Below are 20,341 nucleotides of genomic sequence, written 5' to 3'. Positions count from 1 at the left end.
GTCCTCGGCGGAGCAACCCCACGTGAAATACTCGAGCAAATATTCAAACGTGGCGCATTAACCGCTTGATCCCGCCGGGCATCCTCTGGACCGCTTGCTCGGGGTTTGTGCGCGAAGAAGACCCGCGCCACACAAAAGTCTCATATCCGAGACAAATCAGCCCCAACCGCCAGGCCCACCGCCTGTGATGCGCGTTACTGTCTATCCGATACCTCGATTGGGCAACAACAGAAAGGAATTCCCATGGCGAAGAACTGGTCCGAAGGCGCACGCGAGGTCCGCTCCCCGCGCGGCACTGAGATCTCGGCGAAGTCGTGGCAGACCGAGGCACCGCTGCGCATGCTGCAGAACAACCTCGATCCGGAGGTTGCGGAGCGCCCGGACGACCTAGTCGTCTACGGCGGCACCGGTCGCGCTGCTCGCAGCTGGGAAGCCTTCGACGCGATCGTCGATACGCTCAAGGACCTCGAGTCCGACGAGACCCTGCTGGTGCAGTCCGGCAAGCCGGTCGGTGTGTGGAAGACCAACGAGTGGGCACCGCGCGTGCTCATCGCCAACTCGAACCTGGTGGGCGACTGGGCTGACTGGGAGCATTTCCGCAAACTCGAGGACGAGGGCCTGATGATGTACGGCCAGATGACGGCCGGTTCCTGGATCTACATCGCCACCCAGGGCATCCTGCAGGGCACCTACGAGACCTTCGCGGCTGTGGCGAAGAAGCGTTTCGACGGCACCCTGGCCGGCACCCTCACCCTGACCGGCGGCTGCGGCGGCATGGGCGGCGCACAGCCGCTGTCCGTCACCCTCAACGGCGGCGCCTGCCTGATCGTGGATGTTGACGAGGGCCGTCTAAAGCGCCGCCAGGGCAAGCGCTACCTCGACGAGGTCACCACCGACCTCGAGGAAGCAATCAAGCTGGTCACCGAGGCCAAGGACGAGAAGCGCGCCCTGTCTGTGGGCCTGGTGGGCAACGCCGCAGAGGTGTTCCCGGAGATGCTGCGCCGCCAACGCGAAGGCGAGTTCACCGTGGACATCGTCACCGACCAGACCTCCGCGCACGACCCGCTGTCCTACCTGCCCACCGAGATCCCGTTCGAGAGCTGGCACAACGAGGCCGACGCGGACCCGACCACCTTCACCAAGAAGGCCCGCGAGGCCATGGCCGCGCAGGTCCAGGCGATGGTGGAGTTCCAGGACGAGGGTGCCGAGGTGTTCGACTACGGCAACTCCATCCGCGACGAGGCCCGCAAGGCCGGCTACACCCGCGCCTTCGAGTTCCCGGGCTTCGTTCCGGCCTACATCCGCCCGCTGTTCTGCGAGGGCCTCGGCCCGTTCCGCTGGGTTGCGCTGTCCGGCGACCCGGAAGACATCAAGGTCACCGACCAGGCCATCAAGGAGGCCTTCCCGGACAACGAGCACCTGCACCGCTGGCTGGACGCCGCTGAGGAGTACGTCGAGTTCGAGGGCCTGCCGGCACGTATTTGCTGGCTGGGCTACGGCGAGCGCGCCAAGGCCGGCGTGATCTTCAACAACCTGGTCAAGGAAGGCAAGGTCAAGGCCCCGATCGTCATAGGCCGCGACCACCTGGACTCCGGCTCCGTGGCGTCGCCGTACCGCGAGACCGAGTCCATGCTCGACGGCACCGACGCCGTCGCGGACTGGCCGCTGCTCAACGCCATGACCGCCGTTTCCGGCGGCGCGACCTGGGTGTCCATCCACCACGGCGGCGGCGTGGGCATGGGCCGCTCCATCCACACCGGCCAGGTCACGGTGGCTGACGGCACCGAGCTCGCCGAGGCGAAGCTCAAGGCCGTGCTCACCAACGACCCGGGCATGGGTGTCATCCGCCACGTCGATGCCGGCTACACCCGCGCCGACGAGGTGGCCAAGGAGCGCGGCGTGCGCATCCCGATGGAGTTCAAGGCACGCGACTAATCCGCACCCCAAGCGCTGACGTTTCCCCTCGTGGGCGCGTCAGCGCTTTTCATTACCCTGGGCCGTGCACAACCCCCAAAGAAAGGCACTCATGAGCACCTTCATCACCGGTATTTCCGAGCTGCGCACCGTCTCCGAGCTCGGCACCATCAAAGACGCCGCAATGCTTATCGACGACGGCGTGGTCACCTGGGTCGGCCCCGCCAACGAGGCGCCGGCTGAGGCGGCGAAGGCGGCGGAAACTGTAGACGTCGAGAAGCGAGCTGTGCTCCCTGGCTGGGTGGATTCCCACTCGCACATGGTCTTCGACGGCAACCGCGCCGAGGAATTCGAGGCGCGCATGGCCGGCGAAGGCTACGCCGCCGGCGGCATCGCCGTGACCATGGAAGCCACCCGCTCCGCGGGCGAGGAGCGCCTGGACAAGCTGGTGGCGGAGCGCGTCGCCGCGGCGCAGGCGCTGGGCACCACCACCTTTGAAACCAAGACCGGCTACGGCTTGAACGTCGAATCCGAGGCCGAGGCCGCGCGCGTGGCCGCCCGCCACGTCGACGAAGTCACCTTCTTGGGAGCCCACCTCGTGCCTCCGGGGGCGGACGCCGACGAGTACATCGACGAGGTTGTCGGCCCGATGCTCGACGCGGTGAAGGACCACGTGCAGTGGATCGACGTGTTCTGCGAGCGCGGCGCGTTCAACGAGGAGCAGTCCCGCCGCGTCCTCGAGGCCGGCAAGGCCGCTGGCCTGGGTGTTCGCGTGCACGGCAACCAGCTCGGCGAAGGCCCCGGCGTGAAGCTCGCCGTGAAAATGGGCGCCGCCAGCGTCGACCACGTGAACTACCTGTCCGACGAAGACATCAAGCTGCTCGCGGAATCGGAGACCGTGGCCACGCTGCTGCCCGCCTGCGACCTGTCCACCCGCGAGGAGCTCGCACCGGGCCGCAAACTTATCGACGCCGGCGCCACCGTCGCCATCGCCTCCAACCTGAACCCGGGCACCTCGTTTACGTCCTCGATGAACTTCTGCGTCACCACTGCGGTGCTGCAGCAGCACCTCACCCTCGACGAGGCCATCGAAGCCGCCACCACCGGCGGCGCGAAGGCCTTGCGACGCCACAACGTCGGCGACGGTAAGGACCCGCAGGGCCGCCCCGCGAAGGGCACCCTCGTGCCGGGTGCCGCCGCTGACCTGCACATCCTCGACGCCGAGAACGCCATCAACCTGGCGTACCGCCCGGGCATGCCGATTACCTGGCAGACCTGGGTGGCCGGCAAGAAGGTTTACGGCTAGGCGGGACAGTGCGTCGGGTGCCCAGCCACAGTCCGGGCCACCCCCAGCGCCACCGCGCCCCCTAAATTCGCGGATCCAGCTAGTAAGCCCCAGCTATTCGCCAAAAAATAGCGATTAGCTGGGTCCTGATAGCTGGATCTGGGCGCTGGGGGTGCGTTCCCCGCAGGCCCTAGATGGTCACCTGGCGGGACTTGATGTTGTCCAGCTGCTTGCGCTCGTCGGCAGACAACGCAGCGTCGTTGGCGTACTCTGCCTCGATCTGCTTGTTCAGCGCGGTCAGCGCCTCCTCGTAGGAGCCTGCCTCCACGGACGGGTCGAGGTCGAACACCGGCACGACCAGGCCGTGGGTGCGGAAGGCGCCGGCGAACTTGGTGCCTTCGCCCAGGTTGAGCTCGCCGCGTGCGGCGATGCGGGCCAGCGCAGAGAGCATCTGCGCCTCGTTGTCCTCGGTGCGCACCCAGCGGATGTGCGCCTTGCCGCCGCCGGGGTTGACCCACCAAATCGCGCCCGGCAGGTCCACCCCGACCTTCTCGGACGGCAGGACAGCGTCGTTGGCCTGCTGCAGCGCCTGCTGGATCTGCGGCGGCACCGCAGCACCTTCGGGGAACCACCAGGAGAAGTCCTGGTAGGTGGTGATTTCGGGGGTGGCGGAGGCGTCGAGAAGCGAAGAAAGCTCCGGCTGCGAACCATCGGCGACGGTGGACTGCAGCGTCTCGCCCGGCTTCGCATCGATGACCCAGTTCAGGGCGTACGCGAGGTCGCGGCCCGGGTTCTGGGAGTGGGAGGTGACCTGCAGGGCCACGAAACGCTCGCCGCCCTGGGACTCTTCCCGCACCAGCGCGGCGCCGGCACCCGGCAGCACGGTGGCGATGTTTACCGGGGTGCCCTTGACCTCAAATGTCACCACGGCTGACGGCACGAACTCCTGCAGCGCGACCAGGTCGGCCTCTGCGGCCAGGCCGCCGAACGGGCGGGGGTCCTTCTGCAGCTTCTCGCGCTCGGCTGCGCGTGCTGCCAGCTTCGCTTCGCGGCGGGTCATGCCCTCGGGCAGGTCCTCGCGGTTCTTCTTCTTTTTCGGCTTGCGTTGCACCATGCGCGCAATCGTACCGGCAGCAGCGCCCTACACTGCGGATACCCGGCCGATCTACCCCGCCACCGCCGCGGCCGGCACCTGCCCGAACGCCGCGAGTGCCACGTCCGGCAGGTCGGTGGCGATGACGTCCACGCCATTGTCGGCGCACCACCGCATCTGGCGTGGGGTGTTCACGGTCCACGTGTACGTCTTCAAGCCGCGGTAGCCCAACAGCTCTTGGCGCAGCTGCAGGTGCTGCAGCGCAGGCCCGACGCCGTAGGGGCGGGAGAACATGCGGTTCTTGCGGTTCCAGCGCATCTCTTTCAGGCGGAACAGGTAAAAGGTCTCCAGCTCCGGCGCCATCTCGGTGAAGTAGCGCACGGCGCGGTGGGAAAACGAGATGATGTGCACGTTCTCGGATTCGTGCAGCCCGGCGTAGCGCAGGGTGCGGAGTGTCTGCTCGTCCACTTCGGGCCCGTAGATGGTGGGGTGTTTTGTCTCTATGTAGAGGTGCTTGTCGGGGTGGTCCTGCATGAGTTCGAGCAGTTCTTCCAGGCACATCATCTGCTGCGGTTCCTCGCGGGTGCCGCAGTTGAGCTGAAGCAAGTCAGCGAAGTCCATGCAGTCCACGCGACCGCGGCCGTCAGTGGTGCGGGACACTGAAGCGTCGTGGAATACCACCACGCGGCCGTCGCGGCTTAAGCGCACGTCGCATTCGATGCCGTGGATGGGCAGTTTCAACGCTTCTTCGAACGCCCGGCGCGTCAGTTCTGGGTAGTGGCCGGAGAATCCGCGGTGCGCAACAATCTTGGGAACCCTCAGTTCGCTCACGGCCCCCGAGGCTACCCGCGCGCAGCGGCCCCCGCGACTGGAGAATTTTTGGAACAATTGCGCCTGTGTCTTTCCAGGATGTCCGCGTAGCCCTCGACAAGCTCCCCGATGCGCTTGGACGTGCCCGAAAACGTTTCTCCCTCAGGCGTGACGGTGTGCTGGCGTTGCCGATGGCGGCGTTGGAGGTCCTGGGCGATATTTCTCCGGCGTTGCGGATGCGGGGGTTGCGCCGCTTGCCGCCGAACTTCCGGGCGGGGCTTGCTGGTGCGGAGGTGGCCACGTGGGGCGCGGTGTCGCCGTCGTTGTTACCGCACAGTTGGTGGGCGACGGCGCTGAATGTGGGGGTACTGCAGGGCATCGGCCATGGCTTTGCGACGGTAGCTTCGCAAGCCCTACGCCCCGTCCGCTCCGACGAACCGCAGAGCCTGCTTCCCGCTCCGGTGCGTCTGGCGATGACTGGGGTGACGTTTGGTGTTTTCGCCACGTCCATGCGCCGCCGCGTGCGCCAGGAAGAATTGGTGGAAAGCGACGAGAAGTTCAAGGTCAGCTCCCAGCTGGTCGGTGTCACGCTGGGCACATTGGGCTACGGGGTGGTGCTGATTGTGGGCGACGCGATCCAGACCTTCATCGACGCGCTCAACGAGCTGTTGGGCAAGAAGCTTCCTCCGGTGGCGTCCTGGCCGCTGGCGATCGTCGGCGGCGGGGCACTGCTGATCCTGGTGGGCGACCGGATGGTGGTGCGCCGCTTCCTCACCCGCGCCGGCCGCCAGGCCCTTGAGCTGGATCGCGAGTTCATGCGCGGCGCGGACCAGCCGCAGCGTCCGCAGCGTTCCGGTTCCCCGGAATCGGCGGTGGATTGGAACACCATGGGCCGCCAGGGCCGGGCGGTGGTGGCCGGCGGGCCCCGCAAGGCCGACATTGAGCGCCTGCTCGAGGGCGAGGCGAAGGAGCCGATCCGCATCTTCGTGGGTCTGGACTTGGGCGAGGAGGATACCCCGGATTTCGAGGCTATGGCCGCCACGGCTATTGCGGAGATGCGCCGCACCGGCGCGTTTGAGCGCAGCCATATCGCGGTGATGTCCGCGGCCGGCACGGGCTGGATCAACGATTTCCACACCTCCGGCTTCGAGTTTGTCACCCGCGGCGACTCCGCGATCGTGGCCATGCAGTACTCCTACCTGCCCTCGGCGTACTCCTACATGGCGGACCGTAAAAACCCGATCCGTTCCTCGCGTGTGCTGCTGGAGGCGATCCTCAACGAGCTGGACCGGATGGACCCGGATTCCCGCCCGAAGCTGTACGTGGGCGGCGAATCCCTCGGCGCGTACGGCGTTTCCGACGCATTCGAATCGCTCGACCATTTCCTCACCCGCACCGCTGGCGGTGTGTTCACGGGCACACCGGGGTTTGCGCGCAATCACAGCGAGCTGACCAAGCGCAGGGAGAAGGGGTCTCCGCAGCGCCTCCCGCTTTTCGACGGCGGCCGCCACGTCCGCTTCACCGCCCACCCCGCACACCTGCGCCACGACTTCCGCGGCAACCCCTACCGCAACAGCTGGGAAGAACCCCGCTTTGTGTTTGCCCAGCACGCTTCCGACCCGGTGGTGTGGTGGGAGCCGAGCCTTGCCATCAAGCCGCCGGACTGGCTGCGCGAGCCCGGCTCGCGCGGCGTGCCGGCACCGAGGGCGCAGCACCTCGATGCGCTGGACACGATGCGTTGGATGCCGCTGGTGACCTACTGGCAGATCGGCGTCGACCAGCTGCCGTCAAAGGATTACCCCTCGCCGCACGGCCACAACTACCACGATGAGACGGTCGCGTATTGGAACGGCGTGATCCACGGCGACGGCGCAAACGGCGCAGCGCTTACCCGCCCCGAGCTGGTGCGGGTGGCGCGCTGGATCCACAACGACGCCACGAAGACCCGCATGCCTAAAGACGGGTTCCCCTCAAAGCACGGCTACTAGCTAGATCCCGCAGGCCACGCCGGTGGAGTGGTGCGGGCAGTAGCCGTTGGGCACCTTGTGCAGGTACTGCTGGTGCTCTTCCTCGGCCAGGTAGTAGCGCACCCCGTCTTTCTCCACTGACTTCACTTCGGTTGTGATGTCGCCGTAGCCGGCGCTTTGCAGGTCCTTTTCGTACTGGTTAATCCACCCGCGGATCTGCTCCGCCTCTTCCTCGGTGTCGGTGTAGAAGGCGGAGCGGTACTGCGTGCCCACGTCGTTGCCCTGGCGGTAGCCCTGCGTCGGGTCGTGCGCCTCAAGTGCGGCCTTCACAATTTCTTTCAGCGTGATCACCTCGGGGTCGTAGACCACCTCGACTACCTCGACGTGGTTGGTCTGCCCGGAGCACACCTCCCGGTAGGTCGGGTTCGGGGTAATGCCGCCGGCGTAGCCCACCGACGTGGAGTTCACGCCGTCCATCTGCCAGTACATCTTTTCCACGCCCCAGAAGCAGCCGATGCCCACCAGCACGCGCTTCTGGCCCTCGCGCCACGGGCCAGTGATGGGTGTGCCCAGCACCGCGTGCTCGCGCGGATTGGCAAGGACCGGCTCGGGGCGGCCGGGGAGGGCGGAGTTGACGTCGACAAGCTTTGGCTCAGGTGCGAAAAGAAATCCCATGCCCCCTACAACGACTTTGGTCACAACACTGTTCCCAAATTTTCTCTACCATGGGTCCCGCAACTGATTCGCAGACGAAAGGAATCAATCATGGCTGTTTACGAGCTTCCCGATCTCCCCTACGCATACGACGCGCTGGAGCCGCATATCTCCGAAGAGATTATGACGCTGCACCACGACAAGCACCACGCGACCTACGTCGCTGGCGCGAACGCCGCGCTCGAGGCCCTCGAGGCTGAGCGCAACGGTGAGGCTAACCCGGACCGCCTGCGCGCCCTGTCCAAGAACCTGGCGTTCAACCTGGGTGGCCACACCAACCACTCCATCTTCTGGAAGAACATGGCACCGAACGCTGGCGGCAACCCGACCGGCGAGATCGCTGAGGCCATCGACCGCGACTTCGGTTCCTTCGAGGCCTTCAAGAAGCAGTTCGCTGGCGTCGCCACCGGTCTGCAGGGCTCCGGCTGGGCAGTGCTGGGCTACGACCACATCGCTGGCCGCCTGATCATCCAGCAGCTGACCGACCAGCAAGGCAACGTCTCCGTGGACTTCACCCCGGTGCTCATGCTGGATATGTGGGAGCACGCGTTCTACCTGCAGTACAAGAACGTCAAGGCTGACTACGTCGAGGCATGGTGGAACGTTGTCAACTGGGACGACGTCAACGAGCGTTACGCAAAGGCATCTGCTTAACGACGAGCTCCGCCTCCCCTAACACCAGCGCCCGCCCCCTCCTTGTCGGAGGCGGCGGGCGTTGGCTTTCCCTGTGATACGTCGAGTCCCTGCGAACTCAAACTCATACTAGGTTAGGCTTACCTTAACGCGCAAGAGGTTTTGCAAAATTCCTGCTGCGGATTTCCTAGCATGGTTGGCATGCAGAAAGGCAGCCTGGAATACCGTCGCGCAACGTGGGCCATGCTCGCATTCGGGCTAGCCATCTTCAACGCCTTGTACGCCACACAAGCGCTGCTGCCCACGCTCACCTCGGAGCTGGACGTGAGTCCGTCGACCGCTGCGCTGACCGTCTCCGCTGCCACAGGCGCGCTGGCGTTGTGCGTTGTGCCCGCCTCGATTTTGTCCGAGAAGTACGGCCGCGGGCGCGTGCTGGTGGTCTCGGCGCTCGGTGCGACTGCGCTCGGCCTGGTGCTCCCGCTGGCCCAGACCGCCGGGCAGCTCATCGCCCTGCGCGCGGTGCAAGGCGCACTCATCGCCGGCACCCCGGCTGTTGCCATGACCTGGTTGTCAGAAGAACTTGACCCCGGCGACCTGCCCGGCGCGATGGGCCTGTACATCGCCGGAAACTCGATCGGTGGTTTGAGCGGGCGCCTCATCCCGGCCGGGCTTTTAGAGGTCACCTCCTGGCGCTGGGCGATGTTCGGCAGCGCACTTGTGGCGTTTACGCTGGCGGCACTGGCGGCGTGGGCGTTGCCGCAGCAGCGCAATTTCGTGCCGAAGGCGTCGATACGCCCCAGCGTGGAGGTGCGCGCGATGCTGGGCCACCTGCAAAACCCGCGCTTGGTGGGGCTGTATGCCACCGCGTTTATCGCCATGGGCGTGTTCGTGTCCATGTACAACTTCTTCGGCTTCCGCGCGGTGCTGGACTACGGGCTGCCAGCTGCCCTGTCTGGTCTGGTGTACGTGGTGTACCTGTCCGGCACCTGGTCCAGCGCGCGGGCCGGGGCACTTTCACGACGTTACGGGCGCGGCGTGGTCGTGCTGGCCTCTGCGCTGCTGATGCTGGCAGGCGCGCTGGCCGTCGCCGCGTCTTCGCTGTGGATCGCGCTGGCTGGCCTGTTAGTGTTCACGGCGAGCTTTTTCGCGCTCCATTCGACGGCCTCCGGCTGGGTCGGCCTCATCGCCGAACGCGACCGCGCCGAAGCGTCCAGCATGTACGTGTTCTGCTATTACATGGGCTCGTCCATCCTGGGGGCTGCGACCGGCTGGGCGTACGAGGGTTTGCCGTGGGCCGGATTCGTTGCGGTGCTCGCCGTACTGCTCGGTGTGCTCGCTGTGGTCTCCGCAGCGCTGTGGAGGGCGGAGCGCTAAGACCCCATTCGCCCCGCGGCCCATGGAGCGGATCGTCTAGCAGAACCGGGCACCTGCTAGACGATTGAACGGTTACTGAATATGATTTCCAATACGAACTGGGGAAACGTCTCGCGGCGCACACGATCGTCTAGCAACGCACGGGATCGTGCTAGACGATCCGCGCGCGTCACACCTCGCCAAAGTCGGGCACGCCCGGCGCGCCCGCGTCTAGGAAGTCGCGCACGGCGCGGGTGGCGCGGCAGTCGTCCTCGTTGTAGCGAAGTAGCATGTCGCGGGCGGCTTGGTCGCCAAACCGGGCGGCGCGGCGCAGGGCAACGGAGCGCTCGCCGTCGACGTCGTCGTCCTCCCACTCAAAGCCCACCACCGGCCCGAGCACCTTCAGGCCCAGCCCGTCGGTGCCCACGAGCGAACGGCGCACGTGGGCGAACACGTCCACCCACTCGTCGGAGGCGATGAACGCGGCGACTTCCCCGGCGTCTACGGAGGCGAAGCGCTTAGCCGACGAACGCAGCCAGTGGTTCTCCCCGCCCGCGGCGTAGCAGTAGGCGCGGAAGGTCTTGCCCTCCGCATGCGCTTCGGCCCGGCGCGCCATCAGCCAGGACCAGAACGCAGCGAAGTTCTCCTCCTCGGCGTCGCCGCCGACCTCGTCCCAGGTGGCGAAGGCGCGGTAGTCGGTGCCGTCGAAGGTGCCCCACAGGTAGGCCCCCTGGTCCAGGTAGGCCTCCATGTCCACGTCCACCTCCACGTCGGCACGGGGCGCGGGCGCGAAACCGGGGCGCCGCAGCACGGGGATGCCTGCGCGCCAGGCGCGGGCCAGCGCGGCGGGTTCGGGCGGAGCTTCGTCGATAAGCTGCTGCACCGTATGAATGCCGCGCTCGCGCCACACGTCGCCGCGGCCGCCCGGGAGCAGCAGCGAGATGTCGTCGAGTTCGACCAGGCGCGGCTCGCACAGCGGCCAGAAACGGCAGGTGGCGCACTGTTTCAGGCGCTTTGGCTCGGTCGGAAGCGGCGCCAGCAGCGCCCCCACGAGCGGCTCGATGTAGCGCGATGGATCGCACAGGTACGCGCGCGTGCGGTCCTGGCCGATCACAGCCCCGCGGTCGTCCGCGCGCTCGCCGAGCAGCAGGTGCGCCAGCGTGACGCGGTAGCCGTCCACGGTGTGATGGCGCGCCTTCGCGTGCACCGTCAACGGCTGGCCCAGGCCCAGGCGCCCGGTGGGGATCATCTCCAGCTCGGCGCTCGGGTGCGAGCGGGCGACTCGGTGGTTGGAAATCACCACGGGCAGGTACCCGGCGTCGGTGCGCACGAGGATGTCCACGTCGGCTTCCGCGTCCACGCCCTCCACCGCGCCGGTCAGGGTGGCGTTGGTGATCAGGTGCGCGCGGCGTCGTAAGGCATCCTGCGTTGCTTCCACACGGTCCGACCCGGGGTCGATGTCCACCCGCACAAACGCCTTGCCAGCGCCGTCGCCCATGGCGCGTTTGACGGGCAACAGGTCGAACACGGCGGCGCGGGCGGCGTCGATCTGCGGCTGGCGCAGCAGCGCCTCCGGCAATTCGGGTACGTCCGGGTGCGCTCGGCGCTGCCGCTGGCGGAAGCGGCAACCCACGAGGTCCGAGGCGCGCACAGGTTCGTTACTCACAATGCCTCAAACGATACCTGCGCAGGGGTAGTGCCCCGGAAGGTACAGTGTATGGGCGTTAGAGCGAACGATTAGAGGAGAGCAAACCATGGGTGTTTTCGAGGCCATCCGCAAGTCCCGCGCGAAGACGAAGGCCGAGGTCAAGGCGGCGCAGACGCATGCGCGCCAGCTGGCCAAGCAGGAGGCGAAGGCCGACGAGCGCGTGGCCAAGCTCCTGGACAAGGCGGAAAAGCGCCTGCTCAAGGAAGAGAAGAAGGGCCTGAAGCGCAAGCAGAAGCACGAAAAAGATCTGGCCAAGGCGCACCTGAAGCGCATCCAGGAATCCGGCATCACCCAGAAGAAGGCGAAGCAGTGGGTTTCCGCCGCGCGCGTCCTGGTGCCGGTGCTGCTGCCGCTGGCGTACAAGGCGCTGACTTCGTTCCAGCAGGGCCAGGTGAACAACCGCGCCGCAGGCCTGGGGCTGACGTCGCAGGATCTCGCGCGCCACTCCGGCCGCGGCGCCGAGCTCAAGGCGCGTATCAACGCCGTCCGGCAGAACATCGAGCAGGCCGACAACCTCGGCGAGGGTTTCAGGGGCGACGCGCGCGTGCGTCTCGACGAGCTGGAGCAGGCCGTGCGTAACGCCGAGCACGCGAACCCGGAGCAGCGCCGCTTGGCGCACAACTCCATCGACGAGGACCTGAACAAGCTGGCGGCAGAGGTGCACGCCAAGCTATCCAGATAATCCCCCTGCTGTAAGGCTGAGGTACGAAGCCTTACAGCACGCCCTGCTCGCGCGCGGACGCCACGGCGGAGGTGCGCGAGCGCACGCCCAGCTTGTCGTAGATGTGCACGAGGTGGGATTTCACGGTCGCCTCGGAGAGCATGAGCTGGCGGCCGATTTCACGGTTGGAGGAACCGGCCGCGACCAGCTGGAGCACTTCCAGCTCGCGCGGGGTCAGCGAGGAGCGCGGGGTGCGCTCCCTGGATTCGAGCCGATCTCGCACGACGGGGGACATGGTGGCGTCGCCGCGGGCGGTGGAGCGCACTGCCGCGACGAGTTCTTCCGGCGGGGCGTCCTTGAGCAGGTAGCCCACGGCGCCGGCTTCGATGGCGCCGAGGATGTCCGCGTCCGTGTCGTAGTTGGTCACCACCAGCACTTTGGGCGGGTTGGACATGTTGGCCCTGATCGCGGCGGTGGCTTGGGCGCCGGTGGTCACGCGCTGGCCTTCCGCGCCGGCGCCAAAGCGCAGGTCCATGAGGATGACGTCGATGCCGCCGGCCTGCGCGGTGGCAATCGCCCCTTCGGCGGTGGCTACCTCGGCCACCACTTTGATGTCCTCGGCGGCTTCCAAAACGGAGCGCAGGCCGAGGCGGACAATCTCGTGGTCGTCAGCCAGCAGTACCCGGATCAACGTCGGTCTCCTCGTTAGAGTCAAGGTCAGTCTTTTGGTTGATCCTAACCGGCACGGCCACGGTCAGCGCCGTCGGCCCGCCGGGAGCGGACTCAATCTCCAGCTTTCCGCCCAGCTCCGCGGCGCGCGATCGCATCGCGTCCAGCCCCAGGTGGCCCAGCCCGCTGGGTTTGAGACCCTGCGCGTTAACGTCGAAGCCGCGGCCATTGTCCACCACGTCCAGGCGCACTTCCTCCGGCGCGTAGGTCAGGGTGATGCGGGCAGCGCTCGCCTCGGCGTGGTTGACCACGTTGGACACCGCACCCTGGGCGATGCGCAACAAGCCGGCCTCCACCCGCATTGGCAGCGGGACGGCCTCGCCGTCGACTTCCACCCCGATGTCCAGGCCGCCGGCCTCGCCGAAGTCCCCGGCCACCCTTGCCAGCGCGTCGCGCAACGAGGACTCGGTCAGCGGCGCCGGAGCGAGCGCGGCGATCATCGCGCGGGTCTCCGCCAGGTTATTCGACGCCGCCCGGCGCGCCGTCTCCATCTTCCTCAGCGGCGCCTGCGCCGCATCCTCCGGCAGCCCGCTTTCCCGCACGTCCTGCTCCGCCGAGTGCAGCAGCATCTGGATCGAGGAGAGGTTCTGCGCCACCGTGTCGTGCAGCTCGTGCGCGAGGCGTTCGCGTTCCTGGGCCACGCCGGCGGCGCGTTCGGTGTCGGCGAGGCGGTCGCGTGTGGCCAGCAGTTCGTCGATAAGCTGCTGCCTCTCGCGGCTGACGCGGGTGATGGTGTCGAAGGCGTACGCGATCGCCACCACAACCACCGCGGACAGCGCCGGGCCCATGATGCCGCCGAGGGTGAGACCGGCCGGGATCTGCATGCCAATCGCAATACCCAGGCACAGCACCACCCACGCGTAGCCGACCCAGTTGTCAAAGGCACGCAGCGCCACGAAGAACAGCACGAACACCCAGTACACGGCCACTGGCGAGACGGTCATGTCCGCCACCCACACCGCCGTCGCCCCCAGCATCCACGCCACGCGCCCCCACGCGCCCCAGCGGTACATTTCCACCATGCCGTAGAACAGCAGAAACGCGAACGCGGCGGTCAGCACGATGTGCAGCAGTGCGCTGTTGAGCGGCATGCGCGCGAGCGCACCGAACGAGACGAGCATGAGGCACACCGCCAGCACCGTGATGCCCAAATCGAGCGCCCGGTAGTCCGCGGTCTTTCCGGGATGCTGCTCCAACAGCACTAATCTGGAGCTCATGCGTCTGAGAGTACCCACCGCCTTGTTCGTGCTCGCCCTCGCCGGGTGTTCGCAGGAGCCTTCGCCTATCGACGACCCTCCGGCCGCCCCCGCACCCGAATCAGCCCCTGAATCGGCGCTGCCAGTAGAGGCACTCCCCGACACCCCGCGCGATAGCTGGACCGAGTGCCCATACCTGGACACCGAGTGGGTGGCGCAAACCAACGGCCAGCGCGTCACCGGCGTGGGCACCGACACCCGCTTCGACCCGCCGGCGTGCCAGTTCTGGTCCTACCCCGAAGAGCCGCAGCTGACCGTGATGGTGCGCCACATGGATTCCGTGGAAGACGCCCGCGCCGTGGTGGACTTCGTCGCCCCGGTGGATCTGACCCAGCCGGCGACGCTGCCCGGCGGGTGGGACGGCGGCCGCCACGGCGGCGGGGACGTGCCCGGCCGCATCGGCGCTGCGTACGCCGTGGCCAAGGGGCCCACCGCGGTGGCGGTGTTCACCAACCAGCACGAGTCCGTGAAGGCCGAAACGGTGGCCAAGGAAGTAATCGCTAACCTGGCCCTGTGAATAGTCCTGTGATGATCTCCGTAGCCGCCATCGTGTTCACCGACGAGCAGGGCCGCGTGCTGTGCGTGCGCAAGCACACCAGCCCGCGCTTCCAGCTGCCGGGCGGCAAGCCGGAGCCGGGCGAGACGCTGGTGGAAACCGCGCTGCGCGAGACCCGGGAAGAGGTCGGCCTGGACGTCGACCCGGAGGACTTGAGCTACCTGGGCCAGTTCAGGGCGCCCGCTTCCAACGAGCCCGGCTGCACCGTCACTTCCACGGTGTTTTTGCACCCCGGTACCGGCCTGTCGCCCGCGCCGGCCGCGGAGATCGCCGAGGCCCGCTGGATCGACCCCACGGCCCCCGACGCCGAGCTCGCGCCGCTGCTGCGCGGCGAAATCTTCCCGGCGCTGAAGTCCCGCGAGATCGAAGCCATCGCGGTCTACGCCGGGGCGCGCGAAGGCACCAACCCCGCCAACGCCGCGCTGGCCAGGGCATTCGGCGAGGCGTTGGCGGACGCCGACATCACTCTGGTCTACGGCGGGTCCAAATTGGGGCTGATGGGTGAGGTGGCCGCAGGTTCGTCGAGAAGCATTGGCGTCCTCACCGAGCACCTGGTCAACTACGAGCTGCAATACGAAGGCCTCGAGCGCCTCGAGGTGGTAACCACGATGTCCGAGCGCAAGGCGCGCATGAGCGAGCTTGCAGACGCCATCGTGGCCCTGCCCGGCGGCGCCGGCACCCTGGACGAGCTGTTCGAGGAATGGACCAGCCAGCAACTCGGCCTGCACCACAAGCCCATCGGGCTACTCGGCAGCGAGTTCTGGGCACCGCTGGTGGCGATGATCGACCACATGGTGGAGCAGGGCTTCATGCGGCGCACAGACCGCGCCCACATGGTTGTCGCCGACGACCCGCAGGAACTCCTGGCCAAACTGCGCGCGTGGGCGCCGCCGGTGCCGCGCTGGCTCTAAGGGGTTATACCGCCACGTCGTTGTAGGGCATCATCGACGACACCCACGGGTAGACAACCTCCATGAGCAGGAAGAACACGCCCACCAAAATAATTAAGGTGAGCAGCCACTTCACCGGAGCGGGGCCGGGAAGCTTGCGCCACAGTGCCGCATACATCGCTATCGCACCTCTTTCTGTGCCTTCATGGCGGGCGGCACCGCGCCCGACGGGTCCTTCGGCTGCACCTCCGTGCGCACCGCGTGGATGATCATGCGCTCCGCGTTGGAGAACTGCGGGTGGCACGTGGTCAGCGTGATCAGCCCTTCCATGCCCGGCTCCACCTTCGTCGAGCGGTTGCCCGGGATGGGGTTGACCACCTCAATGTCACCCGGGAGCGTGATCTCGCGGCCGTTGACCTGGGCGTAATCGCCGGCCGCGATGCGCTCGTTGAGTTCGCCGGGCAGGCAGTCGATGCCCTCTCTACGACGCTCCCCCGGGTCCTGCGACATCGGCATCACCCGGTACGTGACCCACTCGGCCTGCGTTTCCACCACGATGGCGTCGCAAGCCTTCAGCGCACCTAAGTCGTTGAACGGGGCACCCTTGCCCACGCGGTGCCCGGCCACGGCGAAGTTGCCGTCCTCGCCCGGCATCTGGGTGCCCGGGTAGCGGCCCGGGCCGGTGAGCAGCTGGTGCTCCTGCACCCCCTCGACGATGGCGAACTGGTAGTCCTGACCGAACGCAGGGATGTACATGCGCGCGAACGCATCGCCCAGCTCAGTAGCCTTGGCCTGGCGGGGGTTGACCCACTGCTCTTCCAGACGGGTCTGCACCTCGTCCTGCATTTTGGCCGAGGCGATGTTGGTCCAATAAGACTCGTAGAACGCGAACAACAGCAGTAGCACGCCGAACGTGAGCAGCAGCTCGCCAATCACCTGTGAAACAGTGATGCGGCGCGGCTGCGTATGCATGGGGGCCGTGGTCATGCGGCTCAGCGTAGCGCCGGCGCGCTAGATGGAGTAATCCGGCGGCGGCGCACCCAGCGTGTTTTCCGCCAGAGCGCGGGCGGTGCGCAGCGGCTCAACGCTGTGCAGGATCCTCGCGCCGGACAGCCCGCCGTCGAGGAAAATCAGCAGCTCATCCGCCAGCGCGGAGGATTCGTAGCCGTTCTTCTCCTTCAGCAGGGCGGTGATGGTCTCGTGCATCCAGGAACGGTGCGCCATGCAGGCTGCGATGATGCGTTCTTCTGACTCCACCTCGGGGCGCGGGTATTCGCCCGCGGCGTTGAGGAAGGGGGATCCGCGGAAGTCCTTCTCGGGTTCTTCGTCGATAGCCATGTCAAAGAATGCGAGGATCTTCGCGTCTGCGTCCGGGGCTTTCGCGGCGCGTTCGCCCCAGCGGGCACGGAACTGCTCATCCAGCTGCTCCAGGTAGGCGATGACGAGGTTGTCCTTCGAGCCGAGCAGCGAGTAAAGCGAGGCCTTGGCCACGTCCGCTTCGCGCAGGATCCGGTCGATGCCGATGACACGGATGCCTTCTTCGGTGAACAGTTTCGTTGCAGCGTCCAGCAGCCGCTGGCGCGGGCTCGGCCGGTCGCGGCGTCGCTGCGCCGGCTTTTTCTTGCTGGTGGTGGCCAAGGAAAACTCCTTCGTGCGTCGGTCGCATATCAATATAGACAAACCGGTACGTATAGTCCACCGCTCACGAAAAAATCCCCCGGGTTCAACCCGAGGGATTTCGCGCTTTGCCTATCGACGCTTACTGGTCACCATATTGATGATCCACAGCAGAATCACCGCACCAAGCAGGCAGGTGAGGAAGCTGAAGAACAGCCCGCCACCAGCAACATCGACGCCGAACACGGACAGCAGCCAGCCACCGAGCAGACCGCCGATAATACCGACCACAATATTCAGGCCGATGCCCATCTGTGCGTCACGGTTCTGGATCTTCGAACCGATCCAGCCAGCGAGACCACCGATAACAATCCAACCAATAAGACCCATTGCAGGTGCCATAATCTTTCAAACCCTTCTAAGTGTTTTTCATCAGTACGGGGCCATTATGCGCTTTTTACAAAGTTGGCGTGCAACACATCGCATGCAATTGCGTAACAATTCGTTTACGAATCTTGTGTACGCACGACCATCATCGGGCACGGTGCCTCCTGCAGCAGCGCGCGGGAGGTCGACCCCAGCAGCATCCCCTTGAAGCCGCCACGCCCGTGAGAGCCGGTAACCAGCAACTGCGCACCCTCGGCGGCGCCAGCCAGCGCGCGCACTGGGCGGTCTCGCGTGATGATCTTCTTCACCGCCACATCCGGGTACTGCTCCGCCAGATCATCGAGGTACTTGCCCAGCAACTCGTCCTTCTCTGCCTGCACAGCCTTCCAGTGGTCCTCGGAGACCGCATAGCCTGCGCCCGGGCCCTGGATCTGGGTGTCCACCCAGGTGTGCACCGCGTGCAGTTCCGCACCGCGCGCGGCCGCCTCCTCGAAGGCCACCTCGGTAGCACGGCGCGACACGTCAGAGCCGTCCACGCCAACCACAACGGGGCCGTACTTGTTCGCCTCCGTCACCGCGTTGTCCTCGCGCACAACCACCACCGGGCAAGACGCGTGCGAAACCACAGCGCCAGATACGGAGCCGAGCACCATGCCCGAGATGCCGCTCAGGCCGCGGGAGCCCATGACCACCATGGTGGATTCCTTGGACATCTCCAGCAGCATGTCAATCGGAGAACCCTCCGCGACTGCGTGACCGATGTGCAGGTCCGGCGCTACCTCGAGGGCGATCTCCCGCGCGCGGTCCACGGTCTGCAGGGTCTCACGCTGCAGCTCGTCGAAGACCTCCTGCGGCGGCACCATGCCCTCCGCGTACAGGAACTGCGGCATGGAGTACGACGCCGCGAGGCGCAGCGGAATGTTGCGCTTCATCGCGGTGTTGGCAGCCCACCGCACTGCATTGTCGGAGGCGGGGCTGCCGTCTACAGCAACAACAACGATATCTTCCTGGGTCATGTGCAAACCTTTCCTCGGATCGGCTGGTTATGCCCCCAGTCTAGTGCCGTCCGAGGGGTTAGCGCGGCAGTTCCTGCGGCGTCGCCGAGGGAGCGTTTGCCGGGAAGAGTACCTGGTAGATCACGCTCAAGATGTCCATGATGGTCTTGCCGATGCCCTCGGAGAAAAACGCCGTCAGCGGTTCAACCAATGCTCCTAAATCCATGGCGGCTAATCTACTACACAGCATGGCTCGGAAAAAGACTCTCACGACGGGGCCGCTGCCGCCCCGCGGCGGCCTCGGCGCCACCCGCGCCCGCGTGCCAGAAGGCCCGGGCATCACTGCCGCCGACTTCATCTGGCATCTCGTGTCCACCCAGCGCCACCGCCACCCCGACGACAACGTGGATGCGGTGCTGGCGAGGTTTGCCGAAGGTGCCGTCGTTAAGCGCGATGGCTCCCCATTAGCTCCCGAGACCTGGCTGGAACCCGGCACCGACGTCTTCTTCTACCGCCGGCCCGCCCCCGAGAAGCCAGTCCCCTTCGAGATCACCACAGTCTTCGAGGACGACGACCTCCTCATCGTGAATAAACCCCCGTTCATGGCCACAATGCCGCGCGCGTCCCACATCACCGAAACCGCGACCGTACGGCTGCGGCGCGCCACAGGAAACGAAGAGCTCACGCCCGCGCACCGCCTCGACCGGGCCACCTCGGGCCTTCTCCTTTTCACCAAACGCCGCGAAATCCGCGGCGCGTACCAGGAGCTCTTCGCGCGCCGCGAGGTCCGCAAGGAGTACGAAGCAATCGCATCGCTTCACGACGTCCCTCCAGCCACCCCCTGGCACCACCACCTCACCAAACAACCCGGCGAACCCGCCGCCCAGTTAGTGCCCGGCGCCGAACCAAATGCATCGACCCTGGTGGCAGACGTCACGCGGCTGACCCCCGCGGAAGAGTTGACCTTGCAAACGCGCTACGGAGTTTCGGGCGCGCTGGGGCGGTACGTGTTGCGGCCCGAAACCGGGCGTACCCACCAGCTGCGCGTGCAGATGATGGCAGAAGCGTCACCCATCCTCGGCGACCGGATCTACCCCACCTTGCTCCCCGCCGACAACGAGGACTTTTCCGCGCCGATGCTGCTCCGCTGCACCGGGTTGGGCTTCGTCGACCCCCTGCGCGGGCACGAAAGGGACTTTCAACTCACCGACGACTGGCCCTTGCTGTAACTGCGGTCTTTCCGCAGCATCCGCCCCTAACTCTAATTGGTGGGCGCATCCCCATTATTGGCGGGCCGTTGTTGTCCGCAATGCTGAGTCCAGGCTTCGTGGGTGTCCACCCATAATGGGTGCGGGCCTGCTTGTCCGCAGTGCGGAAGTCCGCGGGGCCCGCCGGCTGGCGTGGTCTCACAGAAGTTGAACAGCGGGATGTTCTGGCCCTGCGTTTCACTTGGCCGTGAAATTACCTTGGCAGCTATTACGAGACCCCTGCCTCCTCACCACCTATTTCGTTGGTGTGCACCCATAGTTGGTGGTGTCGTGGTTGTCCGCAATGCTGAGTCTGGACCGGCACCGGGGTTTCGTGGCCGCGTTGTTGGTCGAGTAGCGGAGGTCGAGTCCAACGGTGTTCGCGGGTGTACTCGACGTCCGGTACTCGACTTCCGACCCATAGGAGGTGTCAGCGTGGCAGCGCTTGCTGGTCAAGTCCCGTGTAGTGGTGTAGCCGTTTGTGCTTTCGGCTCGGTATGAAGTTGGGGGTTTGGTTAGGCGGTTA

The 20,341-nt window shown here is 66.3% G+C and carries 21 protein-coding genes; 9 read left to right on the top strand and 12 right to left on the bottom strand.

Annotation, left to right across the window (positions count from 1 at the left end):
• The first annotated feature begins 243 nt into the window (after positions 1-243).
• Together hutU and hutI are read left to right on the top strand one after the other, a co-directional pair.
• Complete coding sequence (hutU, locus tag QP996_RS11590; protein WP_284872779.1) at positions 244-1,935, top strand: urocanate hydratase; 1,692 nt, start codon at positions 244-246, stop codon at positions 1,933-1,935.
• A gap of 91 nt (positions 1,936-2,026) precedes the next feature.
• Positions 2,027-3,220: an imidazolonepropionase gene (hutI, locus tag QP996_RS11585; protein WP_284872778.1), complete on the top strand. Its 1,194-nt coding sequence runs from the start codon at positions 2,027-2,029 to the stop codon at positions 3,218-3,220.
• 169 nt (positions 3,221-3,389) lie between these two features.
• On the opposite strand, the gene QP996_RS11580 is transcribed toward hutI, so the two are convergent.
• Positions 3,390-4,313 (bottom strand): DUF5926 family protein, encoded by a 924-nt coding sequence (locus QP996_RS11580; protein WP_284872777.1) that lies wholly within the window; start codon positions 4,311-4,313, stop codon positions 3,390-3,392.
• Between the two features lie 51 nt (positions 4,314-4,364).
• Positions 4,365-5,123: a glycerophosphodiester phosphodiesterase gene (locus tag QP996_RS11575; RefSeq protein WP_284872776.1), complete on the bottom strand. Its 759-nt coding sequence runs from the start codon at positions 5,121-5,123 to the stop codon at positions 4,365-4,367.
• 65 nt (positions 5,124-5,188) lie between these two features.
• Here QP996_RS11575 and QP996_RS11570 point away from each other — a divergent pair, with 65 nt between their 5' ends.
• Positions 5,189-7,090: an alpha/beta-hydrolase family protein gene (locus QP996_RS11570; RefSeq protein WP_284872775.1), complete on the top strand. Its 1,902-nt coding sequence runs from the start codon at positions 5,189-5,191 to the stop codon at positions 7,088-7,090.
• On the opposite strand, the gene msrA is transcribed toward QP996_RS11570, so the two are convergent.
• Positions 7,091-7,744, bottom strand: coding sequence for a peptide-methionine (S)-S-oxide reductase MsrA (msrA, locus tag QP996_RS11565; RefSeq protein ID WP_284872774.1), 654 nt, complete (start codon positions 7,742-7,744; stop codon positions 7,091-7,093).
• A gap of 90 nt (positions 7,745-7,834) precedes the next feature.
• On the opposite strand from msrA, the gene QP996_RS11560 reads away from it, so the two are divergent.
• A complete protein-coding gene (locus QP996_RS11560; RefSeq protein WP_284872773.1) occupies positions 7,835-8,437 on the top strand; it encodes a superoxide dismutase in 603 nt (200 codons plus the stop codon).
• Between the two features lie 180 nt (positions 8,438-8,617).
• Complete coding sequence (locus QP996_RS11555; RefSeq protein ID WP_284872772.1) at positions 8,618-9,790, top strand: MFS transporter; 1,173 nt, start codon at positions 8,618-8,620, stop codon at positions 9,788-9,790.
• A gap of 169 nt (positions 9,791-9,959) precedes the next feature.
• Here QP996_RS11555 and QP996_RS11550 read toward each other — a convergent pair whose 3' ends face one another.
• Entirely contained in the window at positions 9,960-11,435 is a 1,476-nt protein-coding gene (locus QP996_RS11550; protein WP_284872771.1) for a TM0106 family RecB-like putative nuclease, read from the bottom strand.
• An 88-nt stretch (positions 11,436-11,523) separates the two neighbouring features.
• Between QP996_RS11550 and QP996_RS11545 the strand changes: the two genes are divergently transcribed.
• A complete protein-coding gene (locus tag QP996_RS11545) occupies positions 11,524-12,159 on the top strand; it encodes a DUF6474 family protein (protein ID WP_284872770.1) in 636 nt (211 codons plus the stop codon).
• A 31-nt stretch (positions 12,160-12,190) separates the two neighbouring features.
• On the opposite strand, the gene QP996_RS11540 is transcribed toward QP996_RS11545, so the two are convergent.
• Both QP996_RS11540 and QP996_RS11535 read right to left on the bottom strand, forming a co-directional pair.
• A complete protein-coding gene (locus tag QP996_RS11540; RefSeq protein ID WP_284872769.1) occupies positions 12,191-12,829 on the bottom strand; it encodes a LuxR C-terminal-related transcriptional regulator in 639 nt (212 codons plus the stop codon).
• The gene (locus QP996_RS11535; RefSeq protein WP_284872768.1) at positions 12,807-14,084 is read right to left on the bottom strand and encodes a sensor histidine kinase; all 1,278 of its coding nucleotides are present in this window, start codon (positions 14,082-14,084) and stop codon (positions 12,807-12,809) included. The genes QP996_RS11540 and QP996_RS11535 overlap by 23 nt, the downstream gene beginning before the upstream one ends.
• Here QP996_RS11535 and QP996_RS11530 point away from each other — a divergent pair.
• A complete protein-coding gene (locus QP996_RS11530) occupies positions 14,083-14,640 on the top strand; it encodes a DUF2020 domain-containing protein (RefSeq protein WP_284872767.1) in 558 nt (185 codons plus the stop codon). The genes QP996_RS11535 and QP996_RS11530 overlap by 2 nt on opposite strands.
• Positions 14,637-15,590, top strand: coding sequence for a TIGR00730 family Rossman fold protein (locus QP996_RS11525; RefSeq protein WP_284872766.1), 954 nt, complete (start codon positions 14,637-14,639; stop codon positions 15,588-15,590). The genes QP996_RS11530 and QP996_RS11525 overlap by 4 nt, the downstream gene beginning before the upstream one ends.
• A gap of 4 nt (positions 15,591-15,594) precedes the next feature.
• Here the strand turns inward: QP996_RS11525 and QP996_RS11520 are convergent, their stop codons facing one another.
• The 6 genes from QP996_RS11520 to QP996_RS11495 all read right to left on the bottom strand — a co-directional run bounded on the left by QP996_RS11520 (position 15,595) and on the right by QP996_RS11495 (position 18,794).
• Positions 15,595-15,747, bottom strand: a complete 153-nt coding sequence (locus QP996_RS11520) for a hypothetical protein (protein WP_035000279.1) — start codon at positions 15,745-15,747, stop codon at positions 15,595-15,597.
• 2 nt (positions 15,748-15,749) lie between these two features.
• Positions 15,750-16,556 (bottom strand): class E sortase, encoded by an 807-nt coding sequence (locus QP996_RS11515; protein ID WP_284872764.1) that lies wholly within the window; start codon positions 16,554-16,556, stop codon positions 15,750-15,752.
• A gap of 24 nt (positions 16,557-16,580) precedes the next feature.
• Positions 16,581-17,207, bottom strand: coding sequence for a TetR/AcrR family transcriptional regulator (locus tag QP996_RS11510; protein WP_284872763.1), 627 nt, complete (start codon positions 17,205-17,207; stop codon positions 16,581-16,583).
• A 111-nt stretch (positions 17,208-17,318) separates the two neighbouring features.
• Positions 17,319-17,588 (bottom strand): GlsB/YeaQ/YmgE family stress response membrane protein, encoded by a 270-nt coding sequence (locus tag QP996_RS11505; RefSeq protein WP_239356149.1) that lies wholly within the window; start codon positions 17,586-17,588, stop codon positions 17,319-17,321.
• 104 nt (positions 17,589-17,692) lie between these two features.
• Positions 17,693-18,589 carry a universal stress protein gene (locus QP996_RS11500; protein ID WP_284872762.1) on the bottom strand — a complete coding sequence of 299 codons (897 nt, stop codon included), beginning with the start codon at positions 18,587-18,589 and terminating at the stop codon, positions 17,693-17,695.
• A gap of 58 nt (positions 18,590-18,647) precedes the next feature.
• Positions 18,648-18,794, bottom strand: a complete 147-nt coding sequence (locus QP996_RS11495; RefSeq protein WP_284872761.1) for a hypothetical protein — start codon at positions 18,792-18,794, stop codon at positions 18,648-18,650.
• 22 nt (positions 18,795-18,816) lie between these two features.
• Here QP996_RS11495 and QP996_RS11490 point away from each other — a divergent pair, with 22 nt between their 5' ends.
• On the top strand, positions 18,817-19,797 hold the full coding sequence (locus tag QP996_RS11490; RefSeq protein WP_284872760.1) for a pseudouridine synthase: 981 nt from the start codon (positions 18,817-18,819) through the stop codon (positions 19,795-19,797).
• Positions 19,798-20,341 lie beyond the last annotated feature (544 nt).

Source organism: Corynebacterium sp. MSK008 (assembly GCF_030232585.1).
Taxonomy (GTDB): Bacteria; Actinomycetota; Actinomycetes; order Mycobacteriales; family Mycobacteriaceae; genus Corynebacterium.
This window is presented reverse-complemented; position numbering and strand designations above follow the sequence as displayed.